The following is a 23,529-nucleotide window of genomic DNA, read 5'->3' as shown; positions in this document are numbered from 1 at the left end:
CAGTCGACGGCACCGCCGGCGCCATGCCGGCATGACCGCCGAACCGGAAGAAATACCGCCAATGGCGCGAAAGGCTGCCGCTGGATTTGTGTCGCGAGCCCGCGCTTCGGCGCGAGGCTTGGCGCGCCATGTCCGCAAGGCTTCTTTGCTGGCGGCCTGTGTCCTGATTGGCCTCGGTGCGCCGGTCCGGGCGGCCGATCCGATCAGGGGCGAGGCGACGTTTTCAGCCGGTGGCGGCTTTGCCCGTCTCGTCATCAAGCTCGGCGAGGACGTTCCCTCCGAGGTGACCACCGCAGGCTCCATCCTCATCATCCGCTTCGACCGGCCCGTCGATGTTCCCGTCGACCGCGTGCCGGAAGGCGCGCCCGATTACGTCAACTCCGCCCGCCGCGACCCTGACGGCGGCGCCATTCGCCTGTCGCTGGCGCGGCGCGTCACCGTCAACACCATGAACGCCGGCGAGCGCACCTTCGTCGACCTGCTGCCCGAGGGCTGGAAGGGGCCGCCGCCGAGCCTGCCCATGGACGTGGTCAAGGAACTCGCGGAGCGGGCACGCGCGGCCGAGCGTGCGCTGCGCGCCCAGCGCGCGGCTGCGGAGGCCAAGAAGCGTCCGCAGATCCGCGTCCGTGCCTCGGTGCAGCCGACTTTCGTGCGCTTCGTGTTCGAGATGCCCGACGGGGTCGGCGTCTCCTCCGTGCTCAACGAGCAGAAGCTCACGCTCGTCTTTAACGCCAATCTCAATTTCGACCTGGCGGACGCAGTGGTCGCCGCGCCGCCGAACGTCGCCTCGATCAAGCAGAAATCCGATATCGACCAGACCAATGTCGAGATCGCGCTGATCGGCGATTCCGACGTGCATTCGTTCCGCGACGAGAAGAACTATGTCGTCGACGTCTCCTTCCAGCCCGACAAGAGCAAGTCGGCTGCGACGCCCGAGGCGACGATCGCGCAGATGAAGCCGGCCGGTCACGGGCCGGCAGCTAGCCCTGCGCCCGCGCCCGAAAAGCCCGCCGCCGAGAAAAAGGACGCCCACCGCGAGATCGCGCCGCCGACCTCCGAGACGATCGCGCGCGAGGCCAAGATCGACGTCAAGCCGGAGGTGAAGGTGGAAGCGCCCGCCGCGCTGCCGCCCGCCGAAGCGCCGAAACCGGCAGCCCCTCCCGCGGCAGAAGCGGCGCAGGCTCCTGAGGGGCCCAAGGAGGCTGCGAAGCCGGCGCCGCCTGCGCCGGCGGCTGCGCCTGTCGAAGCGCCCAAGGAGATCGCGAAGGAACCGGCCAAGGATGCCGCCACGGATGTCGCCAAGGCCGCGCCGGCGCCGGTCGCGCCCGCGATTGCCGGCGTCGATGCACGCCGCGACAGCGACGGCCTGCGCGTGACGTTCCCGCTTCAGGTCGCAACGCCGGCGGCAGCGTTCCGCCGCGGCGACACCGTGTGGCTGGTGTTCGACACGCCGAAGCCCGTCGATGTCGAGGCGATCCGCACCAAGGGCGGCGCGATGATCGGCGAGGTCGGCCGCATCCCGCTCGACAAGGGGCAGGCGGTACGCATCCGTCTCACCCGTCCGCTGGTATATTCGCTGACGAGCGAGGAGGTCGGCAAGGAGACCAACTGGATGTTGACGCTCGCCGACAAGATCCAGGCGACGCCGCTGCCGCTGATGATGTCGCGCAACATCACCGATCCCGCGCTCGCCAACATCGCGATCCCGTTCGCCAATCCGGGCCAGCTGCACAAGCTCACCGATCCCGACGCCGGCGACACGCTCTATGTCGTCACCGGGCAGCGGCCGGTGCGCGGCTTCATCAAGCGGCAGGACCTCGTCGATCTCTCGCTGCTGGAATCCGCGCACGGCATCGCGATCCGGCCGAACTCCGACGAGATCGGCGTCGAGGTCGGCTCCGACAAGGTCATACTCGGCAAGAAGGGTGGCTTGACGCTGTCGCCGGTCGACATCTCGGCCGAGCGGGCGCCGACCGCGGTGCGCCCGATCTTCAGTCCCGAAGGCTGGCGCAAGGGTCAGTCGGAAAACTTCATGACGCGCCAGAGCGAGCTGATGACGGCGATCTCGGCGGTCGAGCCGGCGCTGCGTTCGCTGCCGCGGCTCGACCTCGCGCAATTCTACATGTCGCGCGCCATGTATCACGAGGCCAAGGCCGTGACCGACGTGATGCTGAGCGATCCCCTCAGCAAGGAGGAGAGCGGTGCGCTGATCATGCATGCGATCGCCAGCATCCTGATCGGCCGGACCGCGCAGGGCCTGAAGGATCTCGCCAATCCTGCGATCGGCAACAGCCACGATTCCCAGCTCTGGAAGGCGCTCGCCTATGCGCGCCAGGGCAAATGGGCCGATGCGCGCGAGAAGTTCAAGAACGTCGAATTCGCCATCGCCTCGCTGCCGCTCGACATCCAGCGCATCGTGACGATGGACGCGATGCGCGCATCCCTCGAGGTGAAGGACTATGCCGGCGCCTCCAAGCGCCGCAGCGAGCTCGAGGTGGTCGGTGTCCCGCCCGAGGCCGCGCCGGGCTTCGCCGTGCTGCGCGGCCGGCTCGCCGAGGCGCTCGGCCACGACAAGGATGCGCTCGACGACTACAAGTTCGCGGTCGCCTCGAACGACCGTCCGGCTGCGGCCGAGGCCAAGCAGCTCGAGGTCGCGCTGCGCCAGAAGCGCGACGAGATCGGCAAGGAAGAGGCGCTGCGCGAGCTCGAGACGCTGTCGATGACCTGGCGCGGCGACGCGATCGAGGTCAAGACGCTGCAGATGCTCTCGCGCCTCTATGCCGAGAACGGACGCTACCGCGATGCGCTCACCGCCGCGCGCACCGCGACCAGGCTCCAGCCGAACGCGGAAGCCTCGCGTCAGGCGCAGGATCTTGCCTCCGAGCTGTTCACGCAGATCTTCCTCGGGCCGAAGGGCGACGAGCTGCCGCCGGTCGAGGCGCTCGGGATGTTCTACGAATTCCGCGAGCAGACGCCGATCGGCCGCCGCGGCGACGAGCTGATCCGCCGGCTCGCCGACCGTCTTGCCGCGATCGATCTGCTCGACCAGGCCGCCGAGCTCCTGCAATACCAGGTCGATCATCGCCTCGAAGGCGCCGCACGCGCCCAGGTCGCCGCGCGCCTTGCCATGATCTATCTCGCCAACCGCAAGCCCGACATGGCGATCACCGCGCTGCGCGCGAGCCGCATCAGCGATCTCTCCGGGGAGCTCCGGCAGCAGCGCCTGCTGCTGGAGGCGCGCGCGCAGAGCGACGTCGGCCGTCACGATCTCGCGCTCGACATCGTCTCCAACGTCGCCGGGCGGGAGGTGCTCCGCCTGCGCTCCGACATCTTCTGGGCGGCGCGGCGCTGGCGCGAGTCCGCCGAACAGATCGAGCTCTATTACGGTGACCGCTTCCGCGACTTCAAGCCGCTCAATGCGGTCGAGAAGAGCGACATCATCCGCGCCGCCGTCGGCTACGCACTCGCCGACGACTCGATCGGCCTGTCGCGCTTCCGCGAGAAATACGCCCCGCTGATGAGCGAGAGCGCCGACCGTCTCGCCTTCGACATTGCGAGCAAGCCGGCCGCAGCCTCCAGCGCCGAATTCGCCGAGATCGCCAAGCTCGCCGCCAGCGTCGACACGCTCGACGGTTTCCTGCGCGAGATGAAGCAGCGCTTCCCCGACGCCACGGCGCGCGCACCCGGCGCTCCGCAGGCCAAGGACACGAGCGACCACACCGGCTCGCTGCCCACGATCCCGGTTGTCCGGCAGATCAAGATGACGCGGTAGAGCTCGCTACCGCCCGAGGCGCGGCCCGCGACGGTTCCACGATCTCGTCATTGCGAGCGTAGCGAAGCAATCCAGCGTCGTTCCGCTGAGGCAGTCTGGATTGCTTCGTCGCAAGGGCTCCTCGCAATGACGGGGAGGGAGCGGAGGCGATCGCTGAGGGCGGAGGGGATGCAGGCATCGCCCGAAGGCCGCCTCACCCCCCGTAACTCTGCACCAAGCTCCCCGCCACCAGCGACCAGCCGTCGACCAGCACGAAGAAGATCAGCTTGAACGGCAGCGAGATCGTCGCCGGCGGCAGCATCATCATGCCCATCGACATCAGCACCGAGGCGACGACGAGGTCGATGATCAGGAAGGGCAGGAACAACAGGAAGCCGATCTCGAAGGCGCGCTTCAGCTCGGAGATCATGAAGGCGGGGACGAGAATGCGCAGTGCGAGATCGTCCGGCGTGGCGGGCGGCGCCTCGCTGGAGAGATCCAGGAACAGTTTCAGGTCCTTCTCGCGCACGTTCTTCTGCATGAAGCCGCGGAGGGGCACGGAGGCGCGCTGGAGCGCATCCTCGACGCCGATCTGGTTGGCGACGAGCGGGCGGATGCCCTCGTCATAGGATTTCTGCAGGACAGGTCCCATCACGAAGAAGGTGAGGAACATCGCGAGCGCGATGATCACCGAGTTCGGCGGGGCGGTCGCGGTGCCCATCGCGGTGCGCAGCAGCGACAGCACCACCACGATGCGCGTGAACGACGTCATCATGATCAGAATCGACGGCGCGATCGAGAGCACCGTGAGCAGCGCGATCAGCTGGATCGCGCGCTCGGTGACGCCGCCGCCGCCCGCGCCGCCGCCGAGATTGATGCTGATGTCCTGGGCATGCGCGAGGCTCGCGAGCGAAGCCGCGCCGACCAGGACAGAAAGGAAAAGAACTCTACGCGGGAGGGCCGACAACCTCACGAAGACGGCTTCGGACGGCCGAGCAGGGAGGCCATCTCGTCTTCGAGATTTTCAAAGCTGGTCTTTTCCGCGGCCGGCTTCGCCGGCGGGGCGGGCGGCGCCGGCGGCTCGCTGCGAGCGGCGCGCGCCGGAGCGGGCGGCGGCTCGGGCGCAACCGGGGGCGCGACCGTTTCCCCCGCCGGGCGGCGCAGGGCAGCCTCCAGGCGCTGCGCCATTTCGGCGAGATTCTGCTCGGCGCTCGAGGGCGCGGCAGCAGGCGCTGGCGGCGGAACGGGCGGAGCCTGCGGCACGGGCGGAGGAGGCGGTGGTGCGGCGGCGCGCTCGGCCCGCACCGGCGGCATCTTCATCGGCTCACTGCCGCGCGGCGGACGCGGCATCAGCGGCGGCTCGCCGCGGGCAATGCGCGGCGGCAGCGGCTCGGGCCGCGGTTCGCGCTCGGGACGTGGCGCGACCGGCTCCGGCGGAAAGCCGCCCAGGGCCGGCTCGCTGCGGCGTTCGGCCAGGGCAGGCGCAGGCCGGCGCACTTCGTCGGCGAAGGAGGGGCGCGCGGGCCGCGGCGGCGGCTCGGGCATTGGCGGCTCGGGATGATCGAGCAACTCGGGCCGCGGCGCGTCGTCGGCCCAGCCGCCGGCATCGGGCATCGGCGCAAGGCGCGGCGGTTCGGCGGCATTCGGCCGTTGCGGGATCTGGTCGCGGCTGGGCGCGGCGCGAACGATGTTGGGCTCGACGACGATGTCGGTCGGGCCGCCGATCATCAGCAGATGCTCGACATTGTCGCGCCGGACCAGCACCAGCCGGCGCCGGCCGTCGACCGCGGCGGCGTCGATCACGGCGAGGCGGGGCATCCGGCCGCGCTGGGTGTTGGCGCCGATGCGGCTACCGGCGAATCGGCGAACCAGCCACGCAGCGACGCCGATCAACGCCAGCACGACGATGAACGCGACGATGAAGGTGATAGGGCTGCCTTGCATACTTGTCCCCGACAAATGGCGCTTTTCTCGTGCCCATGGTCAGTTGAGCCGACCACCGGCGGACGATGCCCCAAAACTGCGATTTCTTAACGTTCCACGGCAAGTTTTGCCGTCCCCAACTCTTAATAACCCATGAATCGCCCGATCCAAAACGACTTCTTGCCCTGTGCACGCGCCGCCAAACGGTTGGGTTAATGCCACTTTTCGCGGCGGCGAATCGCGCCGGCGCGAGAATCAGCTTCGGCTGGGAGACATGCTTTGCGAGCGGTCCTTAACCAGCTGTTAACCATACAGGCGGCAAATTCTGCCTAGCGGCGGTCCCTGGGGTCCGTCCGGGGCGGAGGGAGCCGCGACGATGTCCATCAACGACCTTCCGGTGCTGTCGGCGCTTCGCACCAAGATGCAGTGGCACCAGGAGCGCCAGCGCGTCCTGTCCGAGAACGTCTCCAATTCCGACACGCCGAAATTCCGGCCGCGCGACCTGGTCGAACCGAAGCTCGACAAGACCGGCGCCGTCACGGGGTCCATGGGCCCTTTGGCCATGACCCGGACCAGCGCCTCGCACATGACGCCGTCGGGGGCGCCTTCCGCCTTCGACCAGAACAAGAATGCCGGTTTCGAGACCCGCCCTGCCGGCAATGCCGTCAATCTGGAGGAGGAGATGATGAAAGCCGCCAGCAACCAGATGGATTACGCCGCGGCGACCTCGCTCTATTCGAAGAGCCTGCGCCTGCTCAAGACCGCGATCGGCAAGGGTTAGGCCTAAAGGAGGCGGATCATGGCAAATGACAGCAGCGACTTCGCCCGCTCCATGGCGATCGCGACCTCGGGCCTGCGCGCGCAGGCCGGGCGCATGCGGGTGATCTCGGAGAACATCGCGAATGCGGATTCGACGGCGCAGACCGCCGGCGGCGATCCCTACCGGCGCAAGGTGCCGACCTTCTCCTCCGCGCTCGACCGCACGCTCGACGCGCAGGTCGTCACCCTCGGCAGGATCAAGCCCGACCAGTCCGCCTTCCGCGTCAGATACGAGCCGAACAATCCGGCTGCGGATGCGAGCGGCAACGTCAAATATCCCAACGTGAACTCGGTGGTCGAGATGACCGACATGCGCGACGCGCAGCGGTCCTACGAGGCCAATCTCAACATCATCAGTGCGACGCGCCGGATGATCCAGCGCACGCTCGACATCCTCAAGAGCTGAACAGGACATTTGAGCCATGGCATCACCGACAATCGCCGCCAACGCCTACGCCAATCTCGCCCGCGTGCTGGAGAACAGCGGCGCCGGCAAGGGCAGCGAACCCAACGGGCAATCCTTCGCCGCGCTGCTGAAGGACGCCGTCGGCAGCGTCATGGAATCCGGCCGCAAGTCCGACGCGCAGACGGTGGCAATGGCCGCCGGCAAGGCCAACGTGATGGACGTGGTCACGGCGGTCGCCGACACCGACGTCGCGGTGTCCACGCTGGTCTCGGTCCGCGACCGCGTCATCGCGGCGTATGAAGACATCATGAAGATGCCGATCTGATTTTTTGCGCTGGCGCTCGTCCCAGGCGTCATTGCGAGCGCAGCGAAGCAATCCAGAATCTCTCCGCGGCGGCAGCCTGGATTGCTTCGCTTCGCTCGCAATGACGGGGGAGGGTCTTCGCATCGCTCGGAGCAGCGGTGGGAAGGTGGAAATGAACAAGGAAAGTTTGAAATGACCGGACCCGAGACCCTCGACGTCGCGCGTGATGCGATCTGGACCATCGTGATCGTGTCGTCGCCGCTGATGGTGGTCGGCCTCGTGGTCGGCGTCATCGTGTCGCTGTTCCAGGCCCTGACGCAGATCCAGGAGCAGACGCTGATCTACGTGCCGAAGATCCTGGCTATCTTCGCTACGATGCTGTTGGCGCTGCCATTCATGGCCGACTCGCTCCACGCCCACATGCTGCGGATCTCGTCGCGAATCATCGGCGGCTGAGGCACAATGCGTGAACTATGCGCATCGACGTCTCGCTGCTGCCGGCGCTCGCCGCTTCCTTCATGCTCGCCTTCGCCCGGGTCGGCGCGATGGTGATGCTGCTGCCGGGGCTCGGCGAGACCAACATTCCGACACGGATCAAGCTGTCGATCGCGTTGCTGCTCACGCTGATCATCCTGCCGCTGCATCGCAATGCCTACCAGGTCGACATGGGCTCGCTGGCGCCGCTGCTGGTCTTGATGCTGCATGAGATCGCGATCGGCATCGTCTTGGGCGCGACCGCGCGCGTGACGTTGTCGGCGCTCCAGGTCGCGGGATCCGTGATCGCGCAGCAGATGGGGCTCGGCTTCGTCACCTCGGTCGATCCGACGCAGGGACAGCAGGGCGTGCTGGTCGGCAACTTCCTGACCATGCTGGGCGTGACGCTGCTGTTCGCCACCGACAGCCACCATCTGGTGATCGCGGCGCTGAACGACAGCTACACGATCTTCTCGCCGGGCGAGACCGTGTCGAGCGGCGACATCGCTTCGCTCGCGACTCGCGCCTTCGCCGCCGCCTTCCGCCTCGGCTTGCAGCTCTCCGGGCCGTTCCTGGTGTTCGGCCTCGTCTTCAACATCGGGTTGGGTATCCTGGCGCGGCTGATGCCGCAGATGCAGGTCTATTTCGTCGGCGTGCCGCTGTCGATCTTCGCGGGCTTCCTGGTGCTCGCCGTGGTGCTCACCGCGATGATGGGCACCTATCTCGACTACTTCATCGGTGTCATGCACCAGATGATGCCGCTGAAGTAGGTGATCGATGGCGGAAGACAACGATCCCGAAAGTCAAACAGAAGACCCGACGCAAAAGCGTCTCGACGATGCGCTTCAACGCGGCGACGTCGCCAAGAGCCAGGAGATCAACACCTGGTTCATGATGGCGGGCGGCACGCTCGTGGTCTCGACCTTCGCGGGCTCGGTCGGCGGCGGGCTGCTGACGCCGATGCGCAACCTGCTCGCCAATTCCTGGATGATCAAGACCGACGGTAAGGCTCTGCTCGCGCTGATGCAGCAGATCGAATTCGCCGTGCTTGCAGCGATCGGTGTGCCCCTCTTGATGCTGATGCTGGCCGCGATTGCCGGCAACATGCTGCAGCACCGCCTGGTGTGGTCGACCGAATCCCTGACACCCAAGTTCAGCAAGATCTCGCCCGGGGCAGGCTTCAAGCGCATCTTCGGCAAGCAGGCGGCGGCCAATTTTCTCAAAGGCATCGGCAAGCTGGTGGTGCTTGGCGTGGTCATGACCATGATCCTGTGGCCGGAGCGGCATCGCATGGAGGCGATGGTCAGGCTCGATCCGGCCGCCATGCTCGGCGCCAGCACCAGCATGACGATCCATCTGCTCGGCGCGGTGGTCGCCGCACTCGCGATCGTCGCCATCGCCGACTACTTCTTCCAGTACCGCAGCTGGTTCCAGCGCCAGAAGATGTCGCTCCAGGAGATCAAGGAAGAGTTCAAGCAGTCCGAAGGCGACCCGCACATCAAGGGCAAAATCAGGCAGCTGCGGCAGCAACGTGCCAAGAAGCGCATGATGGCGGCGGTTCCCAAGGCCTCCGTGATCATCACCAACCCGACCCACTATTCGGTGGCGCTGTCCTACGAGCGCGGCATGACCGCGCCGATCTGCGTCGCCAAGGGCGTCGACAACCTCGCCTTCAAGATCCGGGAGATCGCCCGCGAGCACGACATCCCGATCGTGGAGAACGTGCCGCTGGCCCGCGCGCTCTACGCCACCGTCGACATCGACCAGGAAATCCCGACCGAGCACTATCACGCCGTCGCCGAGGTCATCGGCTACGTCATGCGCCTGAAGCGGGGATTTGGCGCCGGACGGGGGTAAGATGCCCGAAAAGTACCGGAAATGGCCGTAATCTGGGAATCAGCGTACCTTTCGCCGCTGCTGCCCTTGCACCTCAGGGTCCGATTCAGGCAGGGAGGACCCCATGCGCCCCGTGGCGCGTTGATTCTCTGCCGACAGGCCGCGCCAGCTTGAGATGACCGCCGAGACCGACCACGACCTCACACGCGAGCCCGTTGCGGCGCACGAGCCGTCGCCGCGCTCGGGCAGCATTGCGCTGGTGCTGCTGGTGGCCGCCGGCCTCGTCGCCGTGGCCGTCGGGCTTATGACGCTCGGGCGCGCGCAGGCGCAGCCCTACATCCTCGGCATCCTCGCCGTGCTGGCGATGGTCGGCCTGTTCAACCTGTTCGCCTTCGCCGCCGGTATCATCCGCTTTGCCGACCGCAATCTCGACGATCCCATCATCGGCCGCATCTCCGATCACGCCTTCGACGGCCTTGCGGTCACCGACGCGCGCGGACACGTGGTCTATTCCAATGCCGCCTATCTGACGCTGACCGGCGCCAGCGGCCCGCAGGACGTCCGCCCCGTCGAGCGCGTCTTCATCGGCAACCCCGACGTCTCGGAAGCCGTGTTCCGGCTGCTCAAGGCCGCCCGCGAGGGCAAGCGGCAGCAGGAAGAAGTGCGCATCTCCGGCCATGACGGCAGCCAGGGCCGCTGGCTGCGCATGCGAGTGCGCCCTCTCGGCACCGGCAAGCGCGAGGCGAAATACGCGGTGTGGTCGATCGCCGACATCACGCGCGACCGCGAGCGCCAGGAGGACGTGTTCCAGGAGCTCCAGCACGCGATCGAATATCTCGATCACGCGCCGTGCGGCTTCTTCTCGGTCAATCCGGCCGGCGAACTCGCCTATGTCAACGCGACGCTGGCGAACTGGCTCGACTACGACCTCGCCGAGATCGGCTCGGGCGGCCTGAAGCTCACCGACATCGTCTCCGGCGACGGCGCTTCGCTCTTGACCTCGATCGTGGCGGTGCCGGGCGAGGTGAAGACCGAGGTCTTCGACATCGACCTGCGCATGCGCACCGGCAAGACCATGCCGGTGCGGCTGTATCACAAGCTCGCCTTCGGCGCCGACGGCGCGCCGGGGCCCTCGCGCACGCTCGTGATCAGCCGCGCCCGCGACGAGCGCAGCGACCCTGACCGTGCCGCCGAAGTGCGCTTCATGCGCTTCTTCGACCACACGCCGATGGCGATCGCGACCGTCGACCGCGCCGGCAATGTGGTGCGTGCCAATGCCCGCTACGCCAAGCTTAGTCAGGCGCTCGGGCTGGACACCTCCTCCAAGTCGATCTTCCGCGCGGTCAATTCGCGCGACCGGCACCTCCTGATCGCGGCCATCAACCAGGCCGCCGAAGGCAAGGCCGACATCGCGCCGGTCGAGGTGGCGCTGGAGGGAACCAAGGAACGCTGGGGCCAGTTCTTCGTGACTCCGGTCGATTCGGCCGAGACGGAGGCGGAAGCCGCCATCGTGCACATGCTCGAGACCACCGAGCGGCGCGCGCTGGAGAACCAGATCAACCAGTCGCAGAAGATGGAGACGGTGGGTCAGCTCGCCGGCGGCATCGCCCACGACTTCAACAACGTGCTGTCCGCCATCATGATGGCGAACGACTTCCTGCTGAACGCGCACAAGCCGACCGACCCGTCGTTCCAGGACATCATGCAGATCAAGCAGAACGCAACGCGCGCCGCCACCCTGGTGCGGCAGCTGTTGGCGTTCTCGCGGCGGCAGACGCTGCGGCCGCAGGTGCTCGATCTCGGCGACGCTTTGAGCGATCTCACCATGCTGCTGCGCCGGCTGATCGGCGAGAAGGTCAAGCTCGACCTCGTCCACGGGCGCGACCTCTGGCCGGTGAAGGTCGACGTCTCCCAGTTCGAGCAGGTGATCGTCAATCTCGCGGTGAACGCGCGCGACGCCATGCCCGACGGCGGCAAGCTGATCATCCGCACCGCCAACGTCACCACCGAGGACGCGGGCAAGCTCGCCTACAAGGGCATGCCCGCCGCGGATTATGTCCGGATCGAGGTCGCCGACACCGGCACCGGCATCCCCGCCGACATCCGCGACAAGATTTTTGAGCCGTTCTTCTCGACGAAAGAGGTCGGCAAGGGCACCGGCCTCGGGCTCTCCACCGTCTACGGCATCGTCAAGCAGACCGGCGGCTTCATCTACGTCGATTCCGAGCCGGGGCAGGGCACCTCGTTCCACATCTTCCTGCCGCGCCACCACGCCGAGGCCGAGGTGCAGGTCGAGCAGCCAGCTGTGGCCAGCGCGACGGGCGGCGCCGCCAAGGAACCCGCGCCCGCCGCGGCGGCAGAGGCGAAGCCGCGCACCGACCTCACCGGGCAGGGCACCATCCTGCTGGTCGAGGACGAGGAGGGCCTGCGCGCGCTCAATGCCCGCGGCCTGCGCTCACGCGGCTACACCGTGGTCGAGGCCGAGAACGGCGTCGAGGCCATGGAGGTGCTGGACGAGCAGAGCGGCGCGATCGATCTCGTCGTCTCCGACGTCGTCATGCCGGAGATGGACGGCCCGACGCTGCTCAAGGCCATGCGCGAGAAGAATCCCGACATCAAGTTCATCTTTGTCTCCGGCTATGCCGAGGATGCCTTCGAGAAGAGCCTGCCTGAAGGGCAGCAGTTCGACTTCCTGCCGAAACCCTTCACGCTCAGCCAGCTGGTGGCGGCGGTGAAGGAGACGATGACGAAGCAGGGGTGAGGGGCGAGCGGCGCTGCGCCGTTCCCGCATTCTCCGTCATTGCGAGCGAAGCGAAGCAATCCAGACTGCGTGCGTGGAACCATCCTAGATTGCTTCGTCGCAAGGGCTCCTCGCAATGACGGTGGATAGAGTTGCGCTTCGCAACGGACGCGGGAAAAAGCTGAAATCCCGGCCCCAAGCCCACCGGTAACTGGCGACCGCGGTTCCCCGCGTACCTCGGCCAAACCCCCGCCAAATATGGGCTTTTGCCACATCCCCGCGACTGAGGGCCGCAGCCATGGGTTCCGAAACCGGCTTCACTTTTCGGGAAGTCTGACCATCTTAGGGGCACGTCCCCATGCCGGGGATTTGGGAAACGCACATGACTTTCTCGCAACGATCCCGCACTCTCTTCAAGACGATCGCCGTCGTGCTGGCGCTTGCGCTGCCGACCGCGCTGGCGATCTCGTCCGCCGACGCGCGCGTCGGCGGCGGCATGTCGTCGGGTTCGCGCGGCTCGCGCACCTATTCGGCTCCGCCGTCGACCACGACCGCGCCGGGCTCCACCTCGCAGTTCAACCGGACCTACACCCAGCCGGGTGCGGGCATGAACTCGGCTGCTTCCGCGCCCGCGCGCGGCGGCCTGTTCGGCCGCGCCGGCGGCTTCATGGGCGGCCTCGCGGCCGGCTTCCTCGGCGCCGGCCTGCTCGGCATGCTGTTCGGTGGCGGCCTGTTCGGCGGCCTCGGCGGCCTGTCCTCGATCCTCGGCCTGATCATCCAGATCGCGCTGGTGGTCCTCGTGGTGCGGCTGGCAATGTCCTGGTGGCAGCGCCGTCACGCCCCGCGGGCGGCTTACGCCAATGCTGATTCCGGCGCAGGTCCCGGACCGCAGACGAACTATCGCAGCGGCCTTGGTGGTGGTCTTGGCGGCGGCCTCGGCGGCTTCGGCTTCGGCGCCAACAATGCGCCGCTCGAGATCAAGCCGGATGACTACGAGGCGTTCGAGCGGCTGCTCGGCGAGGTTCAGGCCGCCTGGTCGAACGAGGACGTGGCCAAGCTGCACACCCTCGCGACGCCGGAAATGGTCTCCTATTTCGAGCAGGACCTTGCCCAGAACCGCACCCGCAACGTGATCAACAAGGTCACGAACGTGAAGCTGTTGCAGGGCGACCTCGCGGAAGCCTGGCGCGAAGGCGAGACCGACTACGCCACGGTGGCGCTGCGCTTCGCGCTCACCGACAAGACGGTGGATCGCAACACCGGCGCAATCGTCGCCGGCAGCGAGCAGCCGGGCGAGGCGACCGAGATCTGGACCTTCGCCCGCCGGCCGAGCACCGGCTGGGAATTGTCGGCGATCCAGCAGACCAACTGATCGCGGATGAGATGAGGAACCAGGGCGTCGTGCTTCGGCACGGCGCCCTTTTCTTTTGGGCCTCTCGCAGCACGGCATCGGAATAAGCGGGGGCGCCTCGGGTTGAAGTCAGGCGGCGAACAAAAACAACTTTGGGAGGACAGGATGATCCGTATCGACAAATCCATGACGATTTCCAGTGTTGCGCTGGCCATGGTCTTGCTTGCTGCCCCATCGGCGCGGGCGCAGTCGGCCGACATGACCTTCTTCGTGACCTCCAACGGGCCCGGCAAGGGCGCCGATCTCGGCGGTCTCGAGGGCGCCGATGCGCAATGCCAGAAGCTTGCTCAGACCGCGGGCGCCGGCGCCAAGACCTGGCGCGCCTATCTCTCGACGCAGGCCGCCGACGGCAAGCCGGCCGTCAACGCCAAGGATCGCATCGGCAAGGGTCCGTGGCAGAACGCCAAGGGCACGGTGATTGCCAAGGACGTCGCCGAGCTGCACGGCGCGACCAACAATCTCACCAAGCAGACCGCGCTCAGCGAAAAGGGTGAGGTCATCAATGGTTCCGGCGACCAGCCGAACCGGCACGACATCCTCACGGGATCGCAACCGGACGGCACCGCGTTTGCCGGGCCCGACGATCGCACCTGCAAGAATTGGACATCGAGCACGCAAGGCGCCGCAATGGTCGGCCATTTCGATCGCCGTGGTCTGCGCGACGACGAGCCCTCGAAGTCGTGGAACAGCTCTCACCCCTCGCGCGGTCCCGACGGCGGCTGCTCGCAGGCCGATCTGAAGAGCACCGGCGGCGACGGGCTGCTGTACTGCTTCGCGGCGAATTGAGTTTTGGGCGCGAAGCTCTTTCCACCTGTCATTGCGAGGAGCCCTTGCGACGAAGCAATCCAGACTCTCTCCGCAGAGGCATTTCTGGATTGCTTCGCTACGCTCGCAATGACGGCGTATGTGGCGCGGCCGTTCCGTCCAACCTGAGGGAACCTTGAGCCGCATGCTACATTGGTCCGATCGCCTCCACGCTCACGGACCTCTCCCATGACATACGAGCTCTACTACTGGCCCGAGATCCAGGGCCGCGGCGAATATGTGCGGCTGGCGCTGGAGGAGGCGGGCGCCGCTTACGTCGACGTCGCGCGCGGTCCGCGCGGAACGGCTGCGATGATGAAGATGATGGACGCAGAGAAGGGCACACCGCCCTTTGCACCGCCGTTCCTGAAAGCGGGCAAGCTCGTCATCGGCCAGACCGCCAACATCCTGCTCTATCTCGGTGCCCGTCATGGGCTCGCGCCGAAGACGGAAGCCGGCCGGCTCTGGGTGCACCAGCTTCAGCTCACGATCACGGACTTGGTCGTCGAGATCCACGACACCCATCATCCGCTCGGGCCTTCGCTCTATTATGAGGACCAGAAGGCGCCGGCGAAGAAGCGCACGGCCGATTTCTGGGACGAGCGGGTGCCGAAATATCTTGGCTATTTCGAGCAGCTTCTCGACGCAAACGGCGGCACCTATGTCACCGGTCGCCACCCGACCTACGTCGACCTCTCGCTGTTCCAGATCGTCGAGGGACTGCGTTATGCCTTCCCCAAACGCATGAAGGCGTTCGAAGCCGATGTCCCGGGCCTCGTCGGCCTGCACGACCGCATCGCGGCGCGGCCCAATATCAAGGCGTATCTTGCAAGCAAGCGCCGCATTCCCTTCAACGAGCAAGGCATCTTCCGCCGCTATCGCGAGCTGGATCGATAGCCGGTTTCCTGCAGGACGTGAGGCGCGTTCACCAGACGCCCGGGATGAGGCGATAGCGCACCCGCGCCGCATAATCGGTATAGCCCGGCAGGCCCTCGCGCAGCGTGCGCTCCTCGATCGGGATGCGGACGGCGAACAGGGCGATGAAGAGCGGCATCATCGCAAGTCCCCACCACGACCCCAGCAGCAACGGCACGCCGGTGAAGAACAGGACCATGCCGCTGTACATGGGGTGGCGGACATAGGCGTAGGGACCGGTCGAGATCACGTGCTGCGCGCGCTCGGCTTGCAGCTTCACCACGGGCGCGGCGAACGAGTTCTCGCGGAAGACCCACATGGTGAACAGTGTTGAAACGAGGAACAGCCCGAGGCCGAGCACCTGCAACACGGTCGGCATGTCGGAGGATCGAACGCGGCGGTCGAGCCCCATCACGGCAAGCCAGGCCAGTATGGCGACGATGAAGAGGACCATGAACATCTTGTCGGCGGCGGGCTGATCCTTTTGCAGGACCGGCCGCAGACGTTCGGCGAGCAGCGCCGGATCGATCCGGTAGAGCCACCAGCCGCAGAGTGGGCCGAGGAGGGCGGAGATGGCGAGGAAGGCCCAGGCCGATGGCCAATGCAGCGTCCCGGCGCACGCGAACAGCAGCGCACCCATGCCGACGACGAACACTGTGTTCTGCAACAGCAGCCGTGCGATCATGCGCAGGTCCCGGGTGAATGGCGCACGATCCTGGTCCGGCTATCCGGCAAAGATGCGACCGGACACGCCAAAAGCCCGATCGACCGGATCGGGCGCTTTCGGCTTTGGCAAGCCCGATCAGGCGAGCTGGTCGATCCGCGTGCCCTGACCCGGCGGCAGCGGCGCCGGCGGCTGCGGCTTGAAGGTCGGATCCTCGTCCTTGACCTTGGTCTGATCGTCCTGCGGCTTGGTCGTGTCGTAGTTCGGAACCACGATCGCGATCGGCGGGGGCGCAACGGTGGAAACCTTCATCCGCAAATCCTCACACATGGAAACAAGCGAGCCTGCCCTGCGAGGAGCGAAATTTCCTTCAAGCCAATCGTTAAATTGCGAGGGAATTGGTGCGGTGGGGATGGGTCTTTTTGCTCTAGCGGACGTGACGGTCTGCGTGAAAATGACGAGGCCTCTCCCCGTCATTGCGAGGAGCCCTTGCGACGAAGCAATCCAGACTGTCTCCGCGGACAGATTTCTGGATTGCTTCGCTACGCTCGCAATGACGGAGTACGTGGTGAGCTGCGTCGCGCTATACCTGCACGGTCTTCGCAGTAGGAGCGAGGAGTATACCGCTTATTCATCCTTGCCGCGCGTGATCGCGATGGACGCTTCCGTCTTGGTGCGGGTGCATTCCATGTTGAGCCGGCGGTAGCGCATGGTGACCTTGTCGCCGCGGAGCAGGCCCATCCGCTTCAGGCAGCGCGTCGCGCCCGTCGTGGTGTCGTCCTTGGTCACGGTGAAGACGATCGCCGCCATCGATCCGACCAGCGCATAGAACTCCGGCTTCGGATTGCGATCACCCTTGGCATAGAGCTCGATCGAATATTTGTCGCCGCGGCAGCCGACCGACAGCTCCTTGGCCGCGGGGTGCGTGAGATACACGACGTTGGCGGCGCGGAAATTCACCTTGAGACGGTCGACCTGGTTCGCCAGCTCCTTGGCGCTGTCGTCGCAGCGATCCGCGCGGGCGGGCGAGGTGAGAGCCACAAGGCCGGTGATGGCGGCGGCGACCAGGATCGCGCCGCGGACGTTCAGTTTCAATGTCATGATAAAAAGCCCCTTAGGGCGCGCATTCAAGCGTCGGCCGACGCGAATCGCAAGGGTGGGCAGAGGCATTTCCACGAGCTGCGCCAATGCCTTCCCGTGCCGGATCTGCCCCTCCCATGCGCACCGCTCCCTTTCTTTTCTGGCTAAAATGCGCTTAGAACGCTTCTATGCTGAGAGGCCCGCCAGGGCCCCAAAACCCCGAGATTTGCCCCATGAACGCTCCGACAGCCTTCCCCGACCAGTCCAAGCCCGTTCCGCCCTACAAGCACACCCCGCTGTTCCCGCTGGGCAAGGACGAGACGCCCTACAAGAAGATTTCGTCCGAGGGCGTCAGGGTCGAGAAGGTGCTTGGCAAGGACATGCTGGTGGTGTCGCGCGAGGCGCTGCGGGCGCTGTCGGAGGCGGCCTTTGGCGACATCAACCATTATCTGCGCCCCGGCCATCTGAAGCAGCTCCGCGCGATCCTGGAAGACAGTGAGGCCAGCCCGAACGACAAGTTCGTCGCGCTGGACTTCCTCAAGAACGCCAATATCGCGGCCGGCGGCGTGCTGCCGATGTGCCAGGACACCGGCACCGCGATCATCATGGGCAAGAAGGGCTGCAACGTCATCACCGACGGCGATGACGAGGCCGCGCTGTCCGAAGGCGCGCGCGATGCCTATCTGCGCCGCAATCTGCGCTACTCGCAGGTCGCGCCGCTCTCGATGTACGAGGAGAAGAACACCGCCAACAACATGCCGGCGCAGTGCGAGATCTACGCCGAGGGTGACGACGCCTACAAGTTCATGTTCATGGCGAAGGGCGGCGGCTCCGCCAACAAGAGCTTTCTGTTCCAGGCCACGCCCTCGGTGCTGACCAAGGACCGGCTGCTCGCGTTCCTGAAGGAGAAGATCCTCACGCTCGGCACCGCGGCGTGCCCACCCTATCACCTCGCGATCGTGATCGGCGGCACCTCGGCCGAGCTGTGCATGAAGACGGTGAAGCTCGCCTCGGCGCGCTATCTCGATGCATTGCCGACGCACGGCTCGCCTGACGGCAACGCCTTCCGCGACGTCGAGATGGAGAAGGAAATCCACAAGATGACGCAGTCGCTCGGCGTCGGTGCGCAGTTCGGCGGAAAGTATTTCTGCCACGACGTGCGCGTGATCCGCATGCCGCGTCACGGCGCTTCGCTCCCGATCGGGCTTGGCGTGTCCTGCTCGGCCGACCGCCAGGTGCTCGGCAAGATCACCAGGGACGGCATCTATCTCGAGGAGCTCGAGCACAACCCGGCGCAATATTTGCCGCAGGTCGAAGAGGCGCTCGGCGGCGAGGTCGTCAAGATCGACCTCAATCAGCCGATGAAGGACATCCTGGCGACGTTCTCGAAATATCCGATCAAGACGCGGGTCTCGATGACCGGCACCATGATCGTCGCGCGCGACAGCGCGCATGCCAAGCTGCGCGAGCGGCTGGAGAAGGGCGAGCCGCTGCCGGACTACTTCAAGAACCATCCGGTCTACTACGCCGGTCCCGCCAAGACGCCCGAGGGCTACGCCTCCGGCGCGTTCGGTCCGACCACCGCGGGCCGCATGGATTCCTTCGTCGACCAGTTCCAGGCCGCCGGCGGCTCGATGGTGATGGTCGCCAAGGGCAATCGCGCGCCGGCGGTGCGCGAGGCGTGCAAGAAATACGGCGGCTTCTATCTCGGCTCGATCGGCGGCGCCGCGGCGAACCTCGCCGAGCATTGCATCAAGAAGGTCGAGGTGCTCGAATATCCCGAGCTCGGCATGGAAGCGATCTGGCGCATCGAGGTCGTCGACTTCCCGGCATTCATCATCATCGACGACAAGGGCAACGACTTCTTCAAGGAGTTGAATCTGGGCTAGGGCGGCGTTCCCCGGATGCTGCGCAGCATGAAATGCTGCGCAGCTGATCCGGGGTCCATCGTGGAGCCTGGTCCCGGCTCTGCGTCGCATCACGTCGTGCTGCGCCGCGTCCGGGACGCGAGCGTGGCGCTTGCTCGCTCTATCTCGCTAACTGCAATTCGTGACCTGGTTCGAGCACAGCGCGCGCCACCAGCCGCGGACGCCGTCGTGGCTCTCGACCAATCCCCAGTAGCCGCTGCAGGCAAAAATGCGCTTCGGGCCGCCGTCGGTGTCGAGCGCACCGCCGAGCTCGCGCTGGGCCGGCATCCATTTGGCATCGATGAAGGGCGCCTGAAACAGCCCGCCCATGCGCGTGGCGCCATTGGCAAAGGCTGCGCCGACCTTGTTCGAGGCGACCCACCCGCGGCCGGCATAGGGCTTCGGCGCGCTGCGCGGATATCGCTTCTCGTCCTCGTAATCCTTGCCGGGCGGTCTCGCGCCTTCGATCAGGAACCAGCCGTCCCTGAAGCCGATGATGCGGAATTCGGTCAGCCAGCCGCCCTCGGGCGTGTTCTCGGCGCCGCCGAGCTTGAGCCGGTAGGGCGGCGGCAAGGTGCCGAGCACGCGCGCCTTGACGGACGGCTCGGCGCGCACGTTGAGGCCGCTGGAATCCTTGTCGATGGACCAGGCGCCGAGATCGCAGGGCTCGGTGCCAGCAGGGAGCGTCGCGCGCTTGGCGGCCAGCTCGGCGTGCAGCTTGGCGAAATCGCTGTCGTCGTTGTCAGAATCCGGATCGGTGCGCGGCTTCAACTCGGCCGACATCGCGCGCGTCGCATCAGCCGTCAGCGTGACGACCAGAGCCTGGCGCGCCGCAAAGGCGCTTGCCGGTGTCTTCGGATCGTTCGATGTCGCGGGGTAGAGCGCGAGATAGCCGGTCGCACCTTCGGTTCGATAAGCGGTGCCGGCAACATAGCCTGCCGGCACCAAAGCGAGCGCGCTTGCGCGCCACGCAGGTTCGCTGTCATTCGCGCGCGCTGCCTGTGTCGCGACACACAGGATTGTCGCCGCGATGAGACGAAGCATACGCATCGGCGCAGCGTGCGTTACGCCCGCGCGCCCGTGAACGGGAAGCTGCCCATCGGGCCGATGCCCATCTCGCCGCTGATGCTGTCGCCGGAGACCGTGCCGGTGAATTCGAGCGTGAGCGGCATCGGCTTGTCGATCGAGACCTTCCAGGAGACGTTGTCGCCGGAGACGGTGCCGTCGAAGATCTCGGTGGTATTGCCTTCCGCGCCCTGCGTGCCCGTGAGCGTGCCGCCCGCAGCCTTCAGGCTCAGCGTCGCCTGCCGCTCGCCCATCGGCGTCGTCATGGTCAGATTCCAGTTGCCGTCTACGGCCATTCCCGTCTCCCGAACAAATCTCGGCGGTCCGCGACGATCCGCGGCCGTCCCGAGCTGAGCCTATAGCGCAACTCGCAGGTCCTGACTAACCCTGCAATATGGCAATCAGGCCCGGGCGGCGGCGCGCCGGCGGCTGGTGACGATGAGCCGCAGCACCACATACTGCACGGCGAAGGCCAGGATCTTGGCGCCGCCGGCGACCACCGTGATGTAGAACGCCCAAAGCTTCAGATCGCCGGTGGAGGCGACCACGATCATCCCGGCGCCGATCACGAACATCAGCGCCGCCCAGGCATAGCCCGCAGCCGTCACATATTCCGGAACGGTCTCGGTGACGATCGGCGGCATGTAGCGCAGCATCCAGCCGCGCTTGAGCATGATGAGGCCGATCGCGAAATGCGCGATCGAGGGTTTGGCCAGCATGAAGCGCGGATCGTGGGTTAGAAGCGTGATCGCGCCCAGCACGACGACGAGCGCGAGGCTCGCATAGGTCATGTAGTTGAGCGCCTGCCCCTTGAGGCGGGCGTAGATCACCTGCGCGATTGCAGCGGCGATCGCCACCGACGTCGCCAGGATCACGTTGTCGGTGATGAGGTAGACGGCCAGGAAGATGATGGCGGAGAGGAAGTCGGAGGCGAGGCGGGCGAATACGTCCTTCATCGTCGATCCTGTTCAGCGGGCGTCGGGGAGGGCGCGGGCGGGCGTACCGTACTTGATCTGGCGATACTCGGGATACCACTTTGTGAAGTAGATCGCACTGTTGCGGGCGGCAAAGGCCACCGCAAGGCTCGACCAGAGCGGCAGGCCGGGGACGTAGAGCAGCACGAGATTGGCCGCCGCCATCAACAGCGCGGCCGCGGTCCAGGCGCCGGTGATGATGTAATTGGCGCGGAGGAAGCCGGGCATCGCCGCGGTCTCGGCCGGCACCGCTTCAAGCGCATATTGCAGCGTGAAGGGATGGCGCAGCAGTATCGAGCCCAGCGCGATGACGAAGATTCCGACATCGACCGACAGCTTGACGCCGAGCGTGCCGAGCGCGGGGTCGATCAGCGCGAGGTAAAGGCCGATCGCGGCGAATATGAGTGCCGAGCCCGCGGCCAGGATCTTCACCGAGCGGCCGCGCGCGACATCGATCGCGATGGTGGCGAGGCAGATCGCCGATGCCGCAAACACGCTGAGCATTGCCGACGTCACCAGCATCAGGAAGGCGAAGGCGCCGTAGGGTGCGAGGATCAGGAAAATCGCCATGGGCCGCCTCGGTGGGTATATCTTGACGATGTAAAGATCAATAATGCCCCGGCGATGCCGGGTCAAGCGAAATCTTTACAGTGTCAAAATGACGTAAGCGACCTCCAAGGCGTGAAGGGCAGCAACGGCTTGGTCCAATGCCTCCTCGGCCAATTCGGTCCAGGGCACGAGCGGCAGTGCGGCGGCGATCAGCAGGCCGAGGCACAGCAGGATGCCGCCGTTGAAGACGGTGTGGCGGCTTCGCCGCAGCCGGATCAACTGGAACGCGAGCGCAGCGCCGGCGAGGAGGACAAGTGAGCATGCGGTGATCGAGGGCATGGACATGCAAAACTCCATCTTCGTCGTCCCGGCTTCGCGCCAAGTGGCGCGCCCGCGGAATGACGAGAGCTACGCCGCGCCGACCCAATTGCCGTGGAAGCCATCTGGCACGCGATGGCCGAGCTGGACCAAGGCTGCGGGGCCGGCCTCGATATCGGTGGCATTGAACACGGCGAGATCGCTGCGGTTCTCCCGTGCGCGCCAGACCACCGCGAGCAGCCAGCCGTCGCCCTCGGCCGCATCCGTCGACCGTTCGACGAACACCGGCTCGGAGATGGTGTCGCCGGCCGGCAGCAGGTATTGGCCGAGCCGCCTGCCATTGCCATCGACATGGACGATGCCTGAGAGCGCGCCGAACATCGGCAGTTTCGGATTGGCGCAGGCGTACCAGCCGTGACGGCTCTTCAGCCCGGCGCGGCGGTCGTCGATGCGCGGGAATTCGCCGGTGAGATCGTCCAGGTAGGTCTGCTGGAAGCGGTCGGTATTGCTTGCGAGATCGAAGGTCCAGCGGCAATGGCGGGCGCGCGATTTCTCGGGATCGGTGGGCCGTCCGTCCGGATGCGGAAACAGCGGCGCCTCCTCGAACTGCATGACGTCGGCGATGATGCGGCCCTCGTCCTCCCACGCATTCATGACGTGGAAGACGAAGCAGGCCTCGGCACGAAACCAGACGATGTCCTTGGCGGTGCCGCTGCGCTTCATCACCCCGACATAGGCGCCTTTGTCCGGCTCCCAGGCATAGGGCGGCTTTCCGCTCATCGCGCGCTCCATGCTGCCAGTGATCGGCAGGATCGGAAACAGCACATGGTTCGCGGTGACGATGAAGTCGTGCACCATGCTGGCATAGGGCGCCTCGAACCGCTCGAAGCGCGTCGCCTTGCCTGTTGCGTCGATCGATCCGTAGGAGAGGGCAGGCGTCAGCGGCCCCGCGGCGTTGTAGCCGAAGAACACCAATTCGCCGGTGACCGGATCGATCTTGGGATGCGCGGTGAAGCTGCCGGCGACGCGGCCCTGGTAATTGTGATAGCCGCGCGTCACCAGCGTGCCCGGCTCGATCTCCGTCGGCAGATGCGCTTCTTCCAGCGCCAGCAGCTTGCCGGCATGGAAGATGATGTTGGTGTTGGCGACGCCGCCGTCGGTCAGGTTCGCCGGCGCATCCGGCAGCTTGCGGCCGAAGCCGCCGAACAGCGCGCGGCCGGCGTCGTGCTCGGCCAGCCATTTCGGCGTGCGGACCCAGCGGTTGCGGTAGCTGGCGCGCCCGTTCTCGAGATGAAAGGCGTGCAACATGCCGTCGCCGACGAACCAGTGCGCGCCGGGCGAATCGAACTGCGGATTGGGGCCGTTGCGGTAGAGCGTTCCGTTCAGCTCGCGCGGCAACTCGCCGATGATCTTCAGGAAGGGCGCGTCGGCCTCGAACGGGATCGGCGCGAGATTGTTGCGGCGCTCGGCCATGGCGTCGTGCTGCACGGCGAATCCTCCCCTATCTTTACATCGTAAAGATCGAATAGGCCCGATTGCAGCTTTCGTCAAGTGAAATCTTTACACTGTCAATATTGCGTCATATAGCT

23 protein-coding genes are annotated in these 23,529 nt (G+C 66.1%); 12 read left to right on the top strand and 11 right to left on the bottom strand.

From position 1 onward, the window contains the following. Nucleotides 1-61 precede the first annotated feature (61 nt). A complete protein-coding gene (locus N2602_RS26555) occupies nt 62-3,772 on the top strand; it encodes a tetratricopeptide repeat protein (protein ID WP_260379919.1) in 3,711 nt (1,236 codons plus the stop codon). Between the two features lie 193 nt (nt 3,773-3,965). On the opposite strand, the gene fliP is transcribed toward N2602_RS26555, so the two are convergent. Next, nucleotides 3,966-4,724: a flagellar type III secretion system pore protein FliP gene (gene fliP, locus N2602_RS26550; RefSeq protein ID WP_260379918.1), complete on the bottom strand. Its 759-nt coding sequence runs from the start codon at nt 4,722-4,724 to the stop codon at nt 3,966-3,968. Continuing rightward, nucleotides 4,721-5,695, bottom strand: coding sequence for a flagellar biosynthetic protein FliO (locus tag N2602_RS26545; RefSeq protein ID WP_260379917.1), 975 nt, complete (start codon nt 5,693-5,695; stop codon nt 4,721-4,723). The genes fliP and N2602_RS26545 overlap by 4 nt, the downstream gene beginning before the upstream one ends. Nucleotides 5,696-6,050: 355 nt before the next feature. On the opposite strand from N2602_RS26545, the gene flgB reads away from it, so the two are divergent. The 10 genes from flgB to N2602_RS26495 all read left to right on the top strand — a co-directional run bounded on the left by flgB (nt 6,051) and on the right by N2602_RS26495 (nt 15,365). After that, complete coding sequence (flgB, locus tag N2602_RS26540) at nt 6,051-6,455, top strand: flagellar basal body rod protein FlgB (RefSeq protein WP_172782887.1); 405 nt, start codon at nt 6,051-6,053, stop codon at nt 6,453-6,455. Between the two features lie 18 nt (nt 6,456-6,473). After that, nucleotides 6,474-6,899 (top strand): flagellar basal body rod protein FlgC, encoded by a 426-nt coding sequence (flgC, locus tag N2602_RS26535; RefSeq protein ID WP_036013073.1) that lies wholly within the window; start codon nt 6,474-6,476, stop codon nt 6,897-6,899. Between the two features lie 16 nt (nt 6,900-6,915). Beyond that, nucleotides 6,916-7,224, top strand: coding sequence for a flagellar hook-basal body complex protein FliE (gene fliE, locus N2602_RS26530; protein ID WP_172782888.1), 309 nt, complete (start codon nt 6,916-6,918; stop codon nt 7,222-7,224). A 171-nt stretch (nt 7,225-7,395) separates the two neighbouring features. After that, on the top strand, nt 7,396-7,659 hold the full coding sequence (gene fliQ / locus N2602_RS26525) for a flagellar biosynthesis protein FliQ (protein WP_011088555.1): 264 nt from the start codon (nt 7,396-7,398) through the stop codon (nt 7,657-7,659). Between the two features lie 17 nt (nt 7,660-7,676). Beyond that, complete coding sequence (fliR, locus tag N2602_RS26520) at nt 7,677-8,447, top strand: flagellar biosynthetic protein FliR (protein ID WP_212257968.1); 771 nt, start codon at nt 7,677-7,679, stop codon at nt 8,445-8,447. 7 nt (nt 8,448-8,454) lie between these two features. After that, nucleotides 8,455-9,534, top strand: a complete 1,080-nt coding sequence (gene flhB, locus N2602_RS26515) for a flagellar biosynthesis protein FlhB (RefSeq protein WP_260379916.1) — start codon at nt 8,455-8,457, stop codon at nt 9,532-9,534. Between the two features lie 154 nt (nt 9,535-9,688). Beyond that, a complete protein-coding gene (cckA, locus tag N2602_RS26510; RefSeq protein ID WP_260379915.1) occupies nt 9,689-12,274 on the top strand; it encodes a cell cycle histidine kinase CckA in 2,586 nt (861 codons plus the stop codon). Nucleotides 12,275-12,611: 337 nt separating this feature from the next. Beyond that, complete coding sequence (locus N2602_RS26505; protein WP_172782892.1) at nt 12,612-13,625, top strand: Tim44 domain-containing protein; 1,014 nt, start codon at nt 12,612-12,614, stop codon at nt 13,623-13,625. Nucleotides 13,626-13,769: 144 nt separating this feature from the next. Beyond that, nucleotides 13,770-14,450, top strand: coding sequence for a lectin (locus N2602_RS26500; RefSeq protein ID WP_172782893.1), 681 nt, complete (start codon nt 13,770-13,772; stop codon nt 14,448-14,450). 207 nt (nt 14,451-14,657) lie between these two features. Further along, complete coding sequence (locus tag N2602_RS26495; protein ID WP_260379914.1) at nt 14,658-15,365, top strand: glutathione S-transferase; 708 nt, start codon at nt 14,658-14,660, stop codon at nt 15,363-15,365. A gap of 28 nt (nt 15,366-15,393) precedes the next feature. Here N2602_RS26495 and N2602_RS26490 read toward each other — a convergent pair whose 3' ends face one another. The 3 genes from N2602_RS26490 to N2602_RS26480 form a co-directional block, all read right to left on the bottom strand. Then, a complete protein-coding gene (locus N2602_RS26490) occupies nt 15,394-16,068 on the bottom strand; it encodes an isoprenylcysteine carboxylmethyltransferase family protein (protein WP_172782895.1) in 675 nt (224 codons plus the stop codon). Nucleotides 16,069-16,185: 117 nt separating this feature from the next. After that, nucleotides 16,186-16,359, bottom strand: coding sequence for a hypothetical protein (locus tag N2602_RS26485; protein WP_172782896.1), 174 nt, complete (start codon nt 16,357-16,359; stop codon nt 16,186-16,188). A gap of 315 nt (nt 16,360-16,674) precedes the next feature. Further along, on the bottom strand, nt 16,675-17,148 hold the full coding sequence (locus N2602_RS26480; protein ID WP_172782897.1) for a hypothetical protein: 474 nt from the start codon (nt 17,146-17,148) through the stop codon (nt 16,675-16,677). Between the two features lie 212 nt (nt 17,149-17,360). On the opposite strand from N2602_RS26480, the gene N2602_RS26475 reads away from it, so the two are divergent. Beyond that, nucleotides 17,361-19,016, top strand: a complete 1,656-nt coding sequence (locus N2602_RS26475) for a fumarate hydratase (RefSeq protein WP_212257976.1) — start codon at nt 17,361-17,363, stop codon at nt 19,014-19,016. 147 nt (nt 19,017-19,163) lie between these two features. On the opposite strand, the gene N2602_RS26470 is transcribed toward N2602_RS26475, so the two are convergent. From N2602_RS26470 to N2602_RS26445, 6 genes are all read right to left on the bottom strand, one after another. Beyond that, nucleotides 19,164-20,084: an SH3 domain-containing protein gene (locus N2602_RS26470; RefSeq protein WP_260379913.1), complete on the bottom strand. Its 921-nt coding sequence runs from the start codon at nt 20,082-20,084 to the stop codon at nt 19,164-19,166. Nucleotides 20,085-20,098: 14 nt separating this feature from the next. Next, nucleotides 20,099-20,395 carry a hypothetical protein gene (locus N2602_RS26465; RefSeq protein WP_036013050.1) on the bottom strand — a complete coding sequence of 99 codons (297 nt, stop codon included), beginning with the start codon at nt 20,393-20,395 and terminating at the stop codon, nt 20,099-20,101. Between the two features lie 105 nt (nt 20,396-20,500). Next, entirely contained in the window at nt 20,501-21,055 is a 555-nt protein-coding gene (locus tag N2602_RS26460) for an inner membrane-spanning protein YciB (RefSeq protein WP_172782901.1), read from the bottom strand. Between the two features lie 12 nt (nt 21,056-21,067). Beyond that, nucleotides 21,068-21,643, bottom strand: coding sequence for a hypothetical protein (locus N2602_RS26455; protein ID WP_260379912.1), 576 nt, complete (start codon nt 21,641-21,643; stop codon nt 21,068-21,070). A 75-nt stretch (nt 21,644-21,718) separates the two neighbouring features. Further along, on the bottom strand, nt 21,719-21,967 hold the full coding sequence (locus tag N2602_RS26450; RefSeq protein ID WP_212257979.1) for a hypothetical protein: 249 nt from the start codon (nt 21,965-21,967) through the stop codon (nt 21,719-21,721). A 63-nt stretch (nt 21,968-22,030) separates the two neighbouring features. Then, complete coding sequence (locus N2602_RS26445; RefSeq protein WP_260379911.1) at nt 22,031-23,428, bottom strand: carotenoid oxygenase family protein; 1,398 nt, start codon at nt 23,426-23,428, stop codon at nt 22,031-22,033. Between the last annotated feature and the right edge of the window lie 101 nt (nt 23,429-23,529).

This window comes from Bradyrhizobium sp. NC92, from assembly GCF_025200865.1.
Classification (GTDB): domain Bacteria; phylum Pseudomonadota; class Alphaproteobacteria; order Rhizobiales; family Xanthobacteraceae; genus Bradyrhizobium.
Note: the sequence above shows the minus strand (reverse complement) of the source record. Positions and strands in the feature narration are given on the sequence as shown.

Bases quoted from the DNA above. Each gene is read 5' to 3' on its own strand.
- N2602_RS26505 (WP_172782892.1), top strand. From the start codon at position 12,612: ATGCCGGGGATTTGGGAAACGCACATGACTTTCTCGCAACGATCCCGC.
- N2602_RS26460 (WP_172782901.1), bottom strand. From the start codon at position 21,055: ATGAAGGACGTATTCGCCCGCCTCGCCTCCGACTTCCTCTCCGCCATC.
- flhB (WP_260379916.1), top strand. From the start codon at position 8,455: ATGGCGGAAGACAACGATCCCGAAAGTCAAACAGAAGACCCGACGCAA.
- N2602_RS26455 (WP_260379912.1), bottom strand. From the start codon at position 21,643: ATGGCGATTTTCCTGATCCTCGCACCCTACGGCGCCTTCGCCTTCCTG.
- flgC (WP_036013073.1), top strand. From the start codon at position 6,474: ATGGCAAATGACAGCAGCGACTTCGCCCGCTCCATGGCGATCGCGACC.
- N2602_RS26545 (WP_260379917.1), bottom strand. From the start codon at position 5,695: ATGCAAGGCAGCCCTATCACCTTCATCGTCGCGTTCATCGTCGTGCTG.
- N2602_RS26485 (WP_172782896.1), bottom strand. From the start codon at position 16,359: ATGAAGGTTTCCACCGTTGCGCCCCCGCCGATCGCGATCGTGGTTCCG.
- N2602_RS26470 (WP_260379913.1), bottom strand. From the start codon at position 20,084: ATGCGTATGCTTCGTCTCATCGCGGCGACAATCCTGTGTGTCGCGACA.
- N2602_RS26490 (WP_172782895.1), bottom strand. From the start codon at position 16,068: ATGATCGCACGGCTGCTGTTGCAGAACACAGTGTTCGTCGTCGGCATG.
- N2602_RS26495 (WP_260379914.1), top strand. From the start codon at position 14,658: ATGACATACGAGCTCTACTACTGGCCCGAGATCCAGGGCCGCGGCGAA.
- fliQ (WP_011088555.1), top strand. From the start codon at position 7,396: ATGACCGGACCCGAGACCCTCGACGTCGCGCGTGATGCGATCTGGACC.
- N2602_RS26450 (WP_212257979.1), bottom strand. From the start codon at position 21,967: ATGTCCATGCCCTCGATCACCGCATGCTCACTTGTCCTCCTCGCCGGC.
- flgB (WP_172782887.1), top strand. From the start codon at position 6,051: ATGTCCATCAACGACCTTCCGGTGCTGTCGGCGCTTCGCACCAAGATG.
- N2602_RS26555 (WP_260379919.1), top strand. From the start codon at position 62: ATGGCGCGAAAGGCTGCCGCTGGATTTGTGTCGCGAGCCCGCGCTTCG.
- N2602_RS26475 (WP_212257976.1), top strand. From the start codon at position 17,361: ATGAACGCTCCGACAGCCTTCCCCGACCAGTCCAAGCCCGTTCCGCCC.
- fliR (WP_212257968.1), top strand. From the start codon at position 7,677: ATGCGCATCGACGTCTCGCTGCTGCCGGCGCTCGCCGCTTCCTTCATG.
- N2602_RS26465 (WP_036013050.1), bottom strand. From the start codon at position 20,395: ATGGCCGTAGACGGCAACTGGAATCTGACCATGACGACGCCGATGGGC.
- cckA (WP_260379915.1), top strand. From the start codon at position 9,689: ATGACCGCCGAGACCGACCACGACCTCACACGCGAGCCCGTTGCGGCG.
- N2602_RS26480 (WP_172782897.1), bottom strand. From the start codon at position 17,148: ATGACATTGAAACTGAACGTCCGCGGCGCGATCCTGGTCGCCGCCGCC.
- fliE (WP_172782888.1), top strand. From the start codon at position 6,916: ATGGCATCACCGACAATCGCCGCCAACGCCTACGCCAATCTCGCCCGC.
- N2602_RS26500 (WP_172782893.1), top strand. From the start codon at position 13,770: ATGATCCGTATCGACAAATCCATGACGATTTCCAGTGTTGCGCTGGCC.